Below are 15,167 nucleotides of genomic sequence, written 5' to 3'. Positions count from 1 at the left end.
TAACTCTTATTCATGAGATTAGGTCACTCATACTTCATGCAATCACCCTGCTATTAAAATTTTATTTGGTAGTTTCATAAAATTACTTTTACTTTGTTTTTCAAAGTTCTTTAAAAATGAGTTCAGAAGAGTATTTAAAAGACATATCAGAAATTAAAAATTTAATGAACAGATCTTCTCGGTTTATTTCACTGAGTGGATTGTCTGGTATTTTAGCAGGGATATATGCACTAATTGGAGCGGCGTATGCCTATTGGTTGGTAAACAACAGTTCTAATGGTTATTTACTGTTGGACGGAAAGGTTTTCCGAATAGTTATTTTTGTTTTATTGTTGGTAGGTTTTTTAAGTATTGCTACTGCTATCTTTTTAACGACTAGAAAGGCTAAAAAGAATGGAGAAAAAATCTGGGATGCTACCACCAGAAGATTACTTTTAAATTTTCTTATTCCGTTAGTTGCTGGTGCCATTTATATCATCATCATTTTAGGACATCAAAAATACGGACAAACAGGTGCTTTGATGTTGCTTTTTTATGGATTGGCGTTGATTAATGCATCAAAATATACGGTGGGAGACATCAGGTATTTAGGGTATACTGAGGTTGTATTAGGACTTCTTGCTGCGATGCTACCGGGGTACGGTTTTTGGTTTTGGGTAATCGGTTTTGGCGTAATGCATATTGTGTATGGCACAGTTATGTATTTTAAATATGACAGAAAGTAACCGTACTTTCGTACTTTATAATTCATCTTTTTTTGAAAAACATTATTCTAAATATTAACAAAGCTTTTGACCATAGGATTCGACTGGGAATTATGTCGGTGCTCATGGTAAATGAATATGCCGAATTTACAACGCTTAAAGAGTTGCTCGGGGCTACAGATGGCAACTTGGCAAGTCATACAAAAGCCTTAGAAAAAGTAGATTTTATTAGAGTAGAAAAACAATTCATAGGTAGAAAACCAAACACAAGATACTACGCTACCGAACTCGGCAAACAAGAGTTTAAAAAACATATAGACGCTCTTGAAAAACTAATTAAGAATACATAACACTAATTTTTTTATCATTAAACTTTGAAATTCAAAGTTCTTTTAAACAACAAACTATGGAAACATCAAACAAACAAAATGGAAAACTCGGAAAGTGGGTAAAAACATCGATTACTGCTAGAATGTTAATGATTGGGGTTTTAATTCTCATCTTATTAATTCCTTTATCTTTTATTGAAAGCTTAATCATGGAGCGTATGAACCGACAGCAAGAAGTGGTACAAGAAATCAATCAAAAATGGGGAAAAGAGGTATTACTCTATGGACCTATTTTAAAAGTTCCTTATAAAACCTATAAAGAAAAGTTTGTAAAGAATCAAAAAACAAAAGAAACGCAAACCGAAATAGAAGAGAAAATTAACTACGCTTACTTTTTTCCGAAGGAACTGAATATTAAATCTACCATTAATCCTGAAGAAAAAAAGCGTGGCATTTATAAAACGGCTGTATATAGCAGTAAAATTGATATTGAAGGAAGCTTTCCAACACCTGATTTTAGCGAAAAAGATATTGAAGAAAAAGATATTCTTTGGAACAAAGCACGCTTGATTATAAAAACCTCAAATTTAAAGGGAGTGAATAATTTGGTGGAGATTAAATTTCATAAAAACACCTATGCGTTTACATCTAAATATGAAGATGATCACAGCAATGAAAAAGCCTACTACAATTACTTAAACCTTCATAAATTAGAAAGTACGTTTTTGAATGAAGAAGATCTTCCTAAAAAATCAGACACCAACTTTCATCTGTCGCTAAGTATCAACGGTAGCAAACAAATTCGTTTTATACCTATTGGTAAAGAAACAACGGTTCATATCAATTCCAACTGGAAAACTGCCAATTTTATTGGAGAGTATTTGCCTTTTAATTCCGACAAAATCTCTGATACTGGTTTTAATGCTAAATGGAAAATATTGGATATCAACCGACCCTTTTCACAACAGTCTTTTAACGGAATTCCGAATTTAAAAGACTATGCTTTCGGTGTAAACTTTATGATTCCTGTAGATGAATATCAAAAAAGTGAACGCTCGGCTAAATACGGATTTTTGGTCATCGGACTTACTTTCTTAATTTTCTTTCTAATTCAAACTATGAGTAAAATTTCGATTCATCCCTTTCAATATTTAATGATTGGTGTTGCCTTAACGATGTTTTATACGCTGCTGATTTCGATTTCTGAACACAGTAGTTTTTTAAAAGCGTATGTAATTGCTTCTGTTGCCGTCGTAGCCCTGATTACAATGTATTCCAAATCGATTTTAAAGGGTTTTAAATTCCCAGTATTCATTGGAACTTCACTCAGCATACTATATGCTTTTATTTTCGTGATTATTCAACTGGAGAATTATGCGTTGCTCGTGGGTAGTGTAGGACTGTTTATCATTCTTGCTTCAGTAATGTATGCATCCCGAAAAATAGATTGGCAAAATGACTAATGAGGATTGAGAACGATGCCAAACATCCTATGGTATAACAGCTATGCATATTTAAAAAAATGACAGAAATAAGCCTACCTTATCACTTAATAGTTCCAAGTTTGATTTCAATGCTGATTTTGGGCATACTACTTTTGAAAAGAAAAAAATATTTTCGAAAGGTAAAAATAAATGGTTTTGGATAAGCACCACGATATTTTTTGGAGTTTATTTTCTGATAGTAACTACAGCAGCTTATACTGACATTTCATCGGAGCTAGCCCTACAAAAATTTGATCTTAATGGGGATGGAATTTTTAACAAAAGTGAGTTTACACCTGAACTGAAAGATGCGATGCAAATAGTGATTTCTGATACAGGACGTAATTTCTCATTTATCACTGGGCTAATATTTTCTGGAATTATAGCACTCTTTGTTTTTAGTAGTGGAAAAATAATTGAATCTATAAAACTGAAAATAAGAAAAAACATACAGTAATTTGTAAGAGCTATTACTGCGGATTCAACCACTTTCGAATCCGCAGTAGTTACCCAAACATTTTAGTTAAAGGACTATTAACCTACATATTTGATAATTGATCGTTACACGCGAATGATTACAAAAAATCGCCATGAAATTCAACCGAAAATACTTCCTACTCTTTCTCTTTCTTCTTTTGCTAGAAATGTAATAGCCCAAACTTCAGGATTTACACGACATACTTTGGGTGACTTTTTAGTAGTTATCTTACTCTTTTACTTGGTAAAAGCATTCTTTAACTTCTCCAACAAAACCATTGGCATTTCGGTACTTATTTTTGCTTATGTTGTAGAGTTTTTACAATTCGTACCTCTTTTAGAGTTTCTCGGACTACAAAAGAATCGATTGGCAGCAATGCTATTGGGTACTACTTTTAGTATGGGCGATTTAGTAGCGTATAGCCTCGGAGTAGGGACTGCCCTTCTTTTAGAAAAAAATTAAGTTTGTAAGTTATCTTCTAATCTTGCGTAAAATGTCTTCAAGTCCATTTAGTTTTAACTCGTACACTAACTCTAGCATAGTTCCCAATTTACCATTCGGAAATCCTTTGTTTTTATACCAAACAATATAATACTCAGGAATATCGATTAAATAGGTTCCTTTGTATTTACCAAAAGGCATTTTCATGTTTGCCGTATCGATTAAAAATTGTTTGTTATTCATCATAGTAATACGATTAATGGTTTATTATTTCGCATTTAGGCTTATTGTCTCTTCAAGTAAAAGTAGTTACATGAAATGAAGATTGTACTTCCGCCAGGCTCAGCAGCGCTATCGAGAAGTGATAGCATATTTCTCAGTACGGCCGAAGTACAATTTTTAATTTATTATCATTCTTATAAACCACTATGTTTAACATCTTTTCTTAACGAGTTAGTTTTTACATTGAACACTTTTTATAAGCCATTTTTCTTTTTCCATTGATGAAAAAGAAACAAAAAATCTAGTCTTAACCACCCTACACTCAAAAATAATCATCCTCGAACCTAAATTAAAATAACTCGCTGTAGCTCAAACAGATTTTAATTTTAACGGCTCTTGCGGTGTTATTTTTGGCTTGTCTGCTTAGGACGAGGTACTTTTAATAGTCTCATTAATCAAAGTAATTTGCCTTTCAAAAATAATTATATCGCTATCATTGCATTTGTTGACTTTTTTTTGTGTTTTGTCTAGAACTCGAAGTACACGAAAAAATCATTCGTCAGTTGTATATTCCCTTTTATAATTTTATAATGACGCTAATAAAACGCCATCTTTATGTTTTACCCTAATTTCAAACTACAAAGGTTATAAGAAGTTCGATATGGTATGTATGGATTGTAAACAACTAACAAACCTACTCTTTTCCGTCTACATAATTTTGCAGATAGGCATACCGTTCGGTTAGTTTTCCCGTAGCTGTTGTCATTTGCGAGCGTGCTAAAATTCCGTCTTTGTCGTTGTTAAAAAACGCAGGAACTACATGCTCTAAGAACATATTTCCAAAACCTTCACTAGCGTCTTTTGGCAACTCACAAGGTAAGTTATCAACCGCCATTACGGTAATGGCATTTTCATCTTTAAAGTCGATTTCTGATGCTGTTTCTGGGTTATAACCGTAAATAGGATCTGCAATTGTTGAGGCTCGGAGGGTACTAGCCACGGGTCCGTTGATATCGCATGAAATATCGGCTACATATTTTATTCTAAATTCAGGGTGCTTTGCATCGTCATGAGTAAATAAATAAGGAGCACCATCGCCATAAAAATGTCCGGCTATAAAAAAGTCGGTTTGTTTTGCATACGGCATAAAATTACTCTCGTACCCTGTTGGATCTTTGTAAAATTCATACTTATCTCCTACTTTACCATCTGTACGTTTCGCATATTCCATCACATCGGCTATGCAATATACAGGTTCGGTAAACTCTGTAGTTAAGTACAGCGCATCGCTTACTTGTTTTATGTTTAAGTGATCTAAAATTTCTTTCGCCCCATAGGTTACTTTTCCTGTACCGGTTAGTAAAATTTTAATATTCGGTATCGTAATTTTATCCAATTCCGCCTTCACGGCATCTAAATCAGCTAAGGTTTCTACCTTTGGCAAGGTATATATTCCTTCACGCAATCCTAAGGCTCGAAAACCGTTGTAAGCACCTACCAATCCGGCATAGCGACCAAAACCAATTAAACGCGCGCCATTTTCTTTTATAATAGTTTCATGGTCGTACAACTCGATATTTTTTGCCAACAGGGCTTGTAACAATTTTCTATTGTAGGGTTGTTTTTTGATGGTATGGCTAAAAAAGAAATACTTTTTATTAGGAATGAGGTTTTCTACTGGAACTTCTTTTACTCCTAACAACACATCGCAATTTGAAACATCGTTCGTTACTTCGAATCCTGCTTTTTTATATGCTTCGTCAGAAAAAACTCGGATATCAGAACTCTCTACCACGATTTCAGCCTGAGGAAACTGCTGTTGAAATGCTTGCAGTTTTTCTGGAGAAAATACGACTCTTTTATCGGGTGGGTTCTTGCGTTCTTTTATAATTCCGAATTTCATTGGTTACTTGTATTAAATTTAAACAATTTTGCCATTAATGTTACAGGTTATAACACCAGCAGCGAAAATACTTGTTTTAAAATGATTGTACAAGTCACCTTAAGTAGATTTTTAAGTAAGTTATTACTGCTAATTGTCAGCAAGATCATAACAATCAATTCGAATTTGTCTTAGGTTCCCATCATATATATGTTTTATAATAAGATGGGATTCCCAAATAAATTCAGAATGACGCGAATTTATAATTATACATACTATTTTAGATTTTTGTTTGTTTCAATCGTTGAAATGTCAGTTCGAGTATTTTTTGCTAAGTGCTAACGAAGCTAAAAAATGTATCGAGAACAGTATGCAGCAATAAAGAGCTCTTCTCGATACAAAATTATTCTTCATTTCATTTCTAATAATTTTACTCGAAGTGACAAACGTAGTTACACGAAGTCAATAGTCAACCTGAGCTTATTTCAGGTTCTCATCCTACATATTTTATATAACATGATTAGAGATTTTAAAATGAATTCGAAATGAGACAAATATTGTAATAATGACAGCAATAAAAGGAACTCTAAAAAAGAGCAACTGAATTGTAGTATTTGTTTATATTTGCATCCGCTAGTTTTTGTACTTCTTAACAAAGAATTGCGAATTAAATTGCACAGTATTGTAAGTACTATTTGGTATATTCTTTGCAGGAATACAAGTAGCATCTTTGACATATTGGGGACGACTGGTTTTGACAGCAAGACGAGTGAAAATGTAAGCATGCCGAGGAGTGAAATGACGACTCGTTAAACTTATTTCAACTTTATAAACGGCGAAGATAACTACGCTTTAGCTGCTTAATCTGAATTACAGTAAGATTACAAGCCACGTCCCGCTAGGCGGGAAAGCTAAATGTCCACGAAAAGCCTTGGTTTACGGCGTTTCACTTTTGGGCATCGTAAAAGTAAACATAGAAAACTTAGGGCTTCGATAGGTTTTCGAAATTAAAGAAGCTACGCTAAAAGTAGGTAGTTCTGAATCAGCTTTTAGTCGACAATTAATTCAAAACTAAGCATGTAGAAAGCTTTTGAGCTGCTTGTTTGGACCCGAGTTCGATTCTCGGCGTCTCCACAAATAAAAAACGCAACCCATTTGGTTGCGTTTTTATTTTATCTACAAAGTTCAATTTTTCCTTTCTATCTAAATCCATGATTTAACTAAAGTATATGTTCATAACATTGGTCATCTTATAATAGTAATTAACTCAAACATTTTTTTAAGAAAGGAACAGAAGTCAGTAGTAATTTTTATTAGCACCATATATGAAATAAAAAAGACTTACGATTTCTAAAATCTCAGCAGGATTCAAAACCTATGACCGTCTGCTTATAAGGCAGATATTATTAAACCAAATAAAACCAAACAAAAACACAAACCCTTATAAATAAAGGTGTTTAAAAAATATAAAATTTTACAGAATCAGATAAAAACAAAAATAGCGGGCAAAAAACGGGCAATTTTTTAGTGTCTTTGTATAAACAAAAAGTACTATGGCAACCGTAAAAATTATACTAGACAAAAAGAAAAGTAATCAAAGACAAGATGGCTCATTCCCTATAAAACTTAAAGTCCAAAAAGAAGGAAAGCATCTTCCGATTAATTCAAAAAAATATGCTTTAATAGAACAATGGGATGAGGATAAGTTCAATAAAAAATTCAAAAACTACAAAAGAGAAAATAACAAGCTTAGAAAAAAACTCGTCATTGCTGAAACATTAATCCAAGATTATGAAAACGAAATACATTCTTAGAATATTAAACAATTACGTGACTTTATTGCTCAACAAATTTTAGATAATAAATCTGAAACTCGTGATAAAAAAATCAAAGAAAAAGGCGGTATACTTTTAATGACTCCTAAAGGTATTAAAACCATTAAGCTTTTTGAATATGGTAATACTTTGGTCGAACACTATGAAAATTTAAAACTCTATGGTAGAGCTAAATCCTACAAGCAAGCTCTTAGCGCATTTAAAAAATACACGAATTGTAAAGAAGACATCACTTTTGTAGAAATCACTGGAAAAGTCTTGGAGCAATGGAAAGTAAACATGATGAATAAACCTATGAAAGACACTTCGTACAATGCTTATTTAAAAGGCTTGCGTGCAGTAATCAATCATGGCATTAAAGATCATAAACTTCCAAAAGATGGAAATTATGGATTTCAGTATTTTACGGTGGGTACGCCTCAACCAACACAAAAAAGAGCTATTCATTTAGAACAAATCAAAGCTTTATTTGAATATCTTTTAGAAAAAGATACTTCTTTATGGCACTCTCAACAACAGGCTATTTTTATGTTCAATACCAATGGTATTAATTTTCGAGATTTAGCTTATTTAAGAATGAATCAGATTATTGGAGATTTTGACCGTATAAAATATACAAGAGCTAAAAACCATAAAAATTTTGATATTGTCATTGCAGGTAAATCAAAGGAAATATTACAATACTATTCACAAGGAAAAAAACTAAACTCTAACGAACTGGTCTTCCCTATTCTACTACAACAAATTTTAGGATTAGGCAAAAAAGAGGTTACTCTTTATGAAAGTCGTAGTGATGTTTTTAACAATAACCTCAAAAAAATTGCATCCTTGGCTGGAATTGACACTAATCTTACTAGCTATGTTCTTAGACATTCTTTCGCTACTGCTTTAAAACACTCAGGAACAAACATTTCATATATCTCCGAAGCTTTAGGTCATGATTCTTCTAAAACAACACAAGTATATTTAGATAGCTTTGAAACTGAGGACAATGATAATATTACTAGATCTGTGGCTTTTTAAAAACATTTATTTGACGTTTAAACACATTTTATTTACACTTTAATTACATTTTATCGTACATTTACCCAAAACTTAATATGCCCTTTAACCCAAACTATACAATTACGTTAGAAATAGCTATGGATTTAGCTAAAATAGAGGAAGGTAAAAAACAGTTTGAAACTACCCCTGTAAGTGCTAAATTATTAAGTTCTTTAAGAAAATCAGCACGACTTGTTGCTACACATTATTCTACTCAAATTGAAGGAAACCGACTAACAATGGAAGAAGTAACTCAAGTAGTAGATAAAAATATCGGCGGTTTACCAGGGAGAGAAAGAGACGAAAAAGAAGTTAGGAATTATTATTTGGCATTAGAATACGTAGATGCTAATTATACTAAAATCTTAACTGAGAAAATTTTGCAAACTATACACGGTTTAGTTTTATATGGTAAAAAGAAACCTACTTTATATAGAGATGGTCAAAATGTAATAAAAGACGGTTTTTCAAATGCTATAGTTTATATGCCTCCAGAAGCATCTGATGTTTCTATGATGATGCAGGATTTAATAGTTTGGATTAATGATAAATTACAAGAAGAAAAAATTCCTGTACCAATTATAGCTGCCTTGGCTCATTATCAATTTGCCACAATTCATCCTTATTATGATGGTAATGGACGTACTGCTCGTTTACTTACAAACTATATACTTCATCATGGAGGATATGGATTAAAGGGAATTTACTCCTTGGAAGAATATTATGCTAAACACATTCATGGATATTATGATGCTTTAGCAGTGGAAGATATTCCTAATTATTATATGGGCCGTGAACAAGCCGATTTAACTGATTTCCTCGAATATTTTACAAAAGGAATGGCTATTGCTTTTACCAATATTATAGAGAATTCTAAAAAACAGAATCCTGTTATATCAAATGATAATTCCAAACTATTAAGAGAATTATCTGCTAAACAGCGAATGTCTTTAGGTCTATTTTTGCAACAAAAAGAAATTACTACTAATGATTTAGCGATTCATTTAGGTGTTTCTAAAAGAAGTGCTGCCATTTTGATAAAAAAATGGTTAGGAAGTGATTTTCTTATAATTGGTAACTCCTCAAAAAAAGCTAGAACATATTTACTTCATCATAAATGGGAAAAATTAATTTAAATCAATCATCACAATTATTGTAATCAAAATTGTAAATTACGAGTTTTAAGATATATGAAGAAAGCTAATTATATAATTGAAGAAATTATAGATCAATATACTATTGAAGACAACAATAAACCTTGGATAATAGGGTTTAGTGGAGGAAAAGACTCTACAGTTATGTTAACATTAGTCTGGCTAGGACTATTAAAAATAAAGAATGAAATTAATGAAAAATTCCTAAAACGTGAAGTTTGGGTCGTTTGTAATGATACTCTAGTTGAAAATCCAATAATCACAAATTATGTCAATGGTATCTTAGAAAAAATTAAAGAAGCTACGCTAAAAGTAGGTAGTTCTGAATCAGCTTTTAGTCGACAATTAATTCAAAACTAAGCATGTAGAAAGCTTTTGAGCTGCTTGTTTGGACCCGAGTTCGATTCTCGGCGTCTCCACATAAAACCTCTGTAATTAATTGTTTTACAGAGGTTTTTAAATTTTACTGCCTTTTCAAGTTACGATATTAAAATTATTTTTTTCTGAATATATCAATCCAAAAATGATATAGATTAAGCTCCGAAGAATCTTCTCTAAGAACCTTAGAGGAAAGTAAAACTTGAATACTTTCCTTTTCTAAAAATTTTAGTTTTTCTTGCTCCGACCAAGTAGGCATTAACTCTAGTATCCAAGAATTTATTTTATCTAACCAATCTTCAAAATTACCTCTTTCAACATACCCTAAAATCCCACAATAACTAAGTCCTTTACCGTGTTTTTGATACTTAAACCTCTCAATCCCTCCATTAGGATTTCCAGAGGGGGTTTTACCTACAACATATTCTTTTTCCCTATTAACTGAAGGAGAAGGAAGTCTTTTTGCTTCCATTATAAAAACAGGCTCATAATTTAAACCTTCTTCCAATATCGAATAATGCAAATCAGGAATACCTTTTGTCTTGTGATATAAATCTCTATATTGTTCCCCCACACGAATCGGAATACCAATTTTATTAATTTGAAACTGATTTTGATTTGCGAATAGAAGGGTTAATTCATCTTCATTAAGGTTAAAATTTTGATGTTTATTTAGAGCTGCTTTAAAACTAAAAGGAGTAGAACTGATAGAATCAATAACTTTTTGAATTAATCTACTTTTAGGATAACTATGATTTGCACTACTATGATAGCTTTCATTTCTTTTATCTACAATCATATTAATAACCCATTTTAGTTAAATCAAAGATTGATTTATCCGCATCTCTATATGCCGAAAGAGACATCCAATATCTATATTGATTAGGTTTAATAATGATAATTGTATCTTTTATATTATAAAGCCTAATGATTCTTTTAGAACTAAGGTGCTTTGTTATTTCAAATTCAGTTAAAGATTGTAAGTATTCCACTTGATTAGTAGTAAAAGAAACTTCTTTATTATCATCATCATATTCAAATACACACATCAAATAAGCACCTCCTAAAAATGAATTAACTTTAGATAATCGAAATTGGTTATCTTTTTCTTGATAAAGCAGATTTAAAATCTTTGAGAATTCGTTACCATAACTTAAAATTACACTTTGAATTTCATTTTTTGAAATTCTCTGAACCGCCTTAGATTTCTCTCCATTTCTTAAGAAAAATTGAAAATAATTATTTACATCGCTAATTATTTTAATATCAAACTCATTCAACAAACTCTGTAATTCATAAAAAAAAGGCACCCTCAGCAAATCATCTTTTTTGAAAGATGTGTTTTTGTAAACTAAAGCTTTTCCACTTGTTGCTAAAAGAAAAAATTTTATAAACTCTTCGTTAGACACAAAAAAATCTTTAATTATTTCCAATTCGTTTAATCTATCTTCTTTACCTGAAATACAAATTACTTCATTTGAAAATGGAATCTTTTTTTTATTCAAGGCAAATGGAAGAGAAATATTTTCTTTTACTAAAAAGTTAGGTGGGTGAAATTTAGTATTCTCTAAATTTTTAAAAGACTTTTTATAAAGCTCATTTGAAAATGAATCGTCAATATAATCAGAATGAAAAGCTTCATTGTTCAAACTTTTAGCACCACCTTCTCCTTCAAAGGCGACTAAACCATTATTTTCTAAAAAATCTAAAAGAGTATCTTTTTTTGTTAATTTGTCAACTATAACAGAAACTCTTCCTCCACCAACTAAGTTAGCTTTCCAAATAAACGGATTATTTATTGCTTGATTTCTCGAAATGTAATTCAAGTCAGCATCGTCAATCTCAAATAAAATCCTTTCTCTATTTACTTTCGTTCTTCTAAAAATAGCATGTAAAATATTCTTGGTAGTTTCTGGTACAGTATTTTTTGTGAACAAAGCAATCGTATCTACATCGGCACCATTATCCCATAAACTTTTATTTCTTGCTAGTGGAGTAAAATCAAATATCTGTGCTACATTAAATATAGAAAAGAAAAGCTTTTTAAAATCAAAAGATGTAGGATTATACAAAAAACTTGAAGCCTTTAGTATCAAACATTGTAGCCCATCTTCCTTTAACATTCCAGTCGATTTCCACAAAAACTTCAAAGCTATTTGGTTAGAAGGTATTTTCGTTCTTTTGTTGTTATAATTTATATCCCAAAAATCTTTCCTGCCTTCAATTTTCTTACCACTCCTGGCAAACGGAGGGTTACCTACGATTAATGAAAATTTAAGTGATTTAACTTTATTAAAATTCTCTATTTGTCTTGAATACTCTTTTAATTTTTCTTCTTCTTTTGGGAGAATTAGTTCATCTATAAAAAAATCAGTGTATAGTATATTATTTTTAGTTAAATCAACAAATTTTAATTCAGAAATTACTTGCATAGGACTTAAAGTATCACAAAGAGCTAAACACAAACTAAAAGCAGTTAACTTCGTTGCTTGTTCTTCTTTATCGACCCCATAAATGCAAGATAAAAGTTTGTTCAAATCAGAAGGTTTAGGTTTTTTTGCATATTGTTCTGAAGCTTCCACCACTGAACTAATCTTTTATATGCTAAAACAAGAAAAATTCCAGACCCACATGCAGGATCTAAAACCTTATAATTAGACAATTCTACTTTGTTATAATCTTTAAGAGGCATAGACTCATCTACTAATAGTTGAGCAAGATGAGAAGGTGTGTAAAAAATCCCCTCCTTCTGCTTTTTATTCTTTTGAGTTAAATTAACATCAGAATCCCCAGCTAAGAATTCTTCATAAATTCTACTTATCAATTCTACAGGAATATAGCTAAACTCATAAAATCTTATTAACTCAAAAACATTATTATTGATTTCCTCTGGTCTCTTATAAGCTTTAAGTGCTTCAGACAAACAAGACAGGTTCATTGTCTTTATAATTTCTTTTTCATCTTCCGACCATTCAAATAAATTACCATTTAAATCCTTTTGTAAATCTTCTAATAAATCTACTAATTTATTTTTCTCTAAAACCTCTACAAAATCTTGAGCGTTATCGTACTTTCTTACATATTTTTTATTGAAAGGACTATTACCTTTTTCATCTTTTCTTTCTTCTAAATACTTAATCATTATCGATTGGATAATGACTTTTTTAATTATTTTATTCTGAGAAACATTCTTAAAGCTAGAACTTTGTTTAATTATTTCCTTAATCCATTCTATTAAAATATCATAAGCAGAAGTATTAAACTTGAACTTATTTTTGTTTTCTATTTCTTCCCAAAATGCCCCCGTTTTAATCTTTACAGCAAACTGTTCATTATATAATTGATGTACATTTGAAACAATTTCTAAATCAGCAAGGTATACAGGAGTATTATTTTTTTTTATATGCTGAGTACAATCAAGAATTTTAATTTCGGTATCATAAAAAGCACACGCTATGGGAACACTACCATTACTCCATATTTTTTTTTGAATATCCGTTAAATCGTTTTGATTGAAGAGTTGATTTGTAAAATCATACAAATAAACTTGAGGTTTAAACCTATCAAGCTCTTTCCTGAAAAAAACTGCATCCGCATTAAAAATCTTTGCTTTTTCTAAATGAATTTTTAACTCTAAGTCATCTACTGAATTTAAATCTTGACACAAAAAAAGGCAATCATTTTTCTCTTGGTCAAAACCAAGAACTTTAAAACCTTTGTCTAATTTTTGTGATATATTCATTTGCGGTTAAAAGTACGATTAATCTGCAAAAATAATTTAATTAAAATTAAAAAAATTGTCAATAAAAATATTATTCATTCAAATTTTTCAATGGATTTCATAAGGTTTTCCTTTTGACAAGTTTGAACAATCCTTCGTATTGTTTTTAATTAAAAAATGATTTAATATCTCCTTGCCCCACCTAACCATTGCAAATAATCGCTACAAACAACCAGTTGTTATGGTGTAGGTATGTTAAAGTATTGTCAAAATTCACCCATGGTTTTAAAAAAATACTATTTTAGTACCGCTATAAAGAAAAAGTATACAACCCATAAATTGCAAATACTACTTTATACCTTAATAAGTAGTCAGTCCGTATCCTTTTTTTAAAAATTAGCACACACGTAGTATATACGGTGCTTGACAATATGTAACCTTTTGTTATGTAAACACACCCTAGCCGTACGTGTAATTGAAAAAGTAACGTAATTTAAAAATTGATATTATGAAGTATTATTTAACAGAAAACAGACTCACAGAAGAAACCAACTATGTAGCACGTGTGCTCACCACACGTACCATTAACCAAGACGAGCTTATCGAAAAGATGCTAAGCAAACGTAATTTGGTAAGCAAAACCGATATCGTAGCCGTACTCAATTCGTATTACGAAGAAATTATTGAGTCGATAGAAGAAGGCGACAATATTAACTTACCCCTCGTAAACATTGGGTATTCGATTTCGGGAGTCTTTGAAACAGAAGAAGACAGTTTTAATGCCGACATTCATAAGCTGCATGTAAACTTAAACGGAGGAAAGTTAATTAACGAAATAAAAGAAAGTATTCCGTTACAAAAAATAACGGCGCCTTTAACCAATACCTTTATTACGAATTGTAAAGATATTACCAGCAAAACTACCAATACTACGATTACCTCTAATGGACTATTTGAGCTTAACGGAGTGCGCTTAAAGATAGATGGCGATCAAGAAGAGGTAGGCTTGTATTTTGTTGCTCCCGACGGCACCGAAACCAAAGTGCAGTACTTGGCTCAAAACAGTTTTAAAAAAGTAATTGGGCAAGCACCCGTCTTAGCAGCTGGTGCGTATAAAATTCGTATTAAAACACAAGCCACAAACACTTCTGGACTCTTTTTAAAAGATATCCGTATATCAGACGCTACGTTTACCGTAACAGCCGCCTAATCTATACCGCTTATAAAAAGTAATTCATACCGTTTATAATTTGAAATGACGGTGCTAAAACCTCATAAATAGTCTTATTTATGAGGTTTTCTTATGGTAAAAAGAGTATTTCATACAACATAAAGAGGCTATGAGCAACATTCCCCTTATAAGGGGAACGACACCCCAATGAGGCATGGGGTACTACTCCCCTTATAATTGGGGTGACACCCCAATGAGCGATGGGGTGTTATTCAAATGAACTAAAAACCAAGAATGTGTGGTATTGAAAGAACGAAGTATACC

General features: G+C 31.5%; 14 protein-coding genes and 1 other RNA gene. 10 read left to right on the top strand and 5 right to left on the bottom strand.

Features of this window, described 5'->3' with window-relative positions; genetic code table 11:
* Positions 1-116: 116 nt before the first annotated feature.
* From P8625_RS15190 to P8625_RS15175, 4 genes are all read left to right on the top strand, one after another.
* Complete coding sequence (locus P8625_RS15190) at positions 117-725, top strand: hypothetical protein (protein WP_279651281.1); 609 nt, start codon at positions 117-119, stop codon at positions 723-725.
* Between the two features lie 32 nt (positions 726-757).
* Positions 758-1,054: a winged helix-turn-helix domain-containing protein gene (locus tag P8625_RS15185; RefSeq protein WP_279651280.1), complete on the top strand. Its 297-nt coding sequence runs from the start codon at positions 758-760 to the stop codon at positions 1,052-1,054.
* Between the two features lie 56 nt (positions 1,055-1,110).
* Positions 1,111-2,496, top strand: a complete 1,386-nt coding sequence (creD, locus tag P8625_RS15180; RefSeq protein WP_279651279.1) for a cell envelope integrity protein CreD — start codon at positions 1,111-1,113, stop codon at positions 2,494-2,496.
* Between the two features lie 592 nt (positions 2,497-3,088).
* Positions 3,089-3,457, top strand: coding sequence for a ribosomal maturation YjgA family protein (locus P8625_RS15175; protein ID WP_279651278.1), 369 nt, complete (start codon positions 3,089-3,091; stop codon positions 3,455-3,457).
* Positions 3,458-3,466: 9 nt separating this feature from the next.
* Here P8625_RS15175 and P8625_RS15170 read toward each other — a convergent pair whose 3' ends face one another.
* Together P8625_RS15170 and P8625_RS15165 are read right to left on the bottom strand one after the other, a co-directional pair.
* On the bottom strand, positions 3,467-3,682 hold the full coding sequence (locus P8625_RS15170; RefSeq protein ID WP_279651277.1) for a DUF3820 family protein: 216 nt from the start codon (positions 3,680-3,682) through the stop codon (positions 3,467-3,469).
* A gap of 670 nt (positions 3,683-4,352) precedes the next feature.
* Positions 4,353-5,561, bottom strand: a complete 1,209-nt coding sequence (locus tag P8625_RS15165; RefSeq protein ID WP_279651276.1) for an NAD(P)-dependent oxidoreductase — start codon at positions 5,559-5,561, stop codon at positions 4,353-4,355.
* Positions 5,562-6,280: 719 nt separating this feature from the next.
* On the opposite strand from P8625_RS15165, the gene ssrA reads away from it, so the two are divergent.
* From ssrA to P8625_RS15140, 5 genes are all read left to right on the top strand, one after another.
* Positions 6,281-6,677: a transfer-messenger RNA gene (gene ssrA / locus P8625_RS15160) on the top strand.
* 416 nt (positions 6,678-7,093) lie between these two features.
* The gene (locus P8625_RS15155; RefSeq protein ID WP_279651275.1) at positions 7,094-7,354 is read left to right on the top strand and encodes a hypothetical protein; all 261 of its coding nucleotides are present in this window, start codon (positions 7,094-7,096) and stop codon (positions 7,352-7,354) included.
* A 99-nt stretch (positions 7,355-7,453) separates the two neighbouring features.
* Positions 7,454-8,398: a tyrosine-type recombinase/integrase gene (locus tag P8625_RS15150; protein WP_279651274.1), complete on the top strand. Its 945-nt coding sequence runs from the start codon at positions 7,454-7,456 to the stop codon at positions 8,396-8,398.
* A gap of 119 nt (positions 8,399-8,517) precedes the next feature.
* Complete coding sequence (locus tag P8625_RS15145; protein ID WP_279651273.1) at positions 8,518-9,555, top strand: Fic family protein; 1,038 nt, start codon at positions 8,518-8,520, stop codon at positions 9,553-9,555.
* A gap of 54 nt (positions 9,556-9,609) precedes the next feature.
* Entirely contained in the window at positions 9,610-9,933 is a 324-nt protein-coding gene (locus P8625_RS15140) for a hypothetical protein (protein WP_279651272.1), read from the top strand.
* Between the two features lie 133 nt (positions 9,934-10,066).
* Here the strand turns inward: P8625_RS15140 and P8625_RS15135 are convergent, their stop codons facing one another.
* From P8625_RS15135 to P8625_RS15125, 3 genes are read right to left on the bottom strand one after another with little or no spacing between them, the layout of a single operon-like run.
* Positions 10,067-10,750, bottom strand: a complete 684-nt coding sequence (locus tag P8625_RS15135; RefSeq protein WP_279651271.1) for a hypothetical protein — start codon at positions 10,748-10,750, stop codon at positions 10,067-10,069.
* 1 nt (position 10,751) lies between these two features.
* A complete protein-coding gene (locus tag P8625_RS15130; RefSeq protein ID WP_279651270.1) occupies positions 10,752-12,536 on the bottom strand; it encodes an Eco57I restriction-modification methylase domain-containing protein in 1,785 nt (594 codons plus the stop codon).
* The gene (locus P8625_RS15125; RefSeq protein ID WP_279651269.1) at positions 12,485-13,693 is read right to left on the bottom strand and encodes an N-6 DNA methylase; all 1,209 of its coding nucleotides are present in this window, start codon (positions 13,691-13,693) and stop codon (positions 12,485-12,487) included. Before P8625_RS15125 ends, P8625_RS15130 begins: the two co-directional genes overlap by 52 nt.
* A 487-nt stretch (positions 13,694-14,180) precedes the next feature.
* Between P8625_RS15125 and P8625_RS15120 the strand changes: the two genes are divergently transcribed.
* A complete protein-coding gene (locus P8625_RS15120) occupies positions 14,181-14,882 on the top strand; it encodes an HU family DNA-binding protein (RefSeq protein ID WP_279651268.1) in 702 nt (233 codons plus the stop codon).
* Positions 14,883-15,167: the final 285 nt, after the last annotated feature.

The sequence above is a fragment of the Tenacibaculum tangerinum genome, from assembly GCF_029853675.1.
GTDB lineage: Bacteria > Bacteroidota > Bacteroidia > Flavobacteriales > Flavobacteriaceae > Polaribacter > Polaribacter tangerinum_A.
The sequence above is the reverse complement of the archived record's forward strand: the minus strand, read 5'-3'. Positions and strand labels throughout refer to the sequence as shown.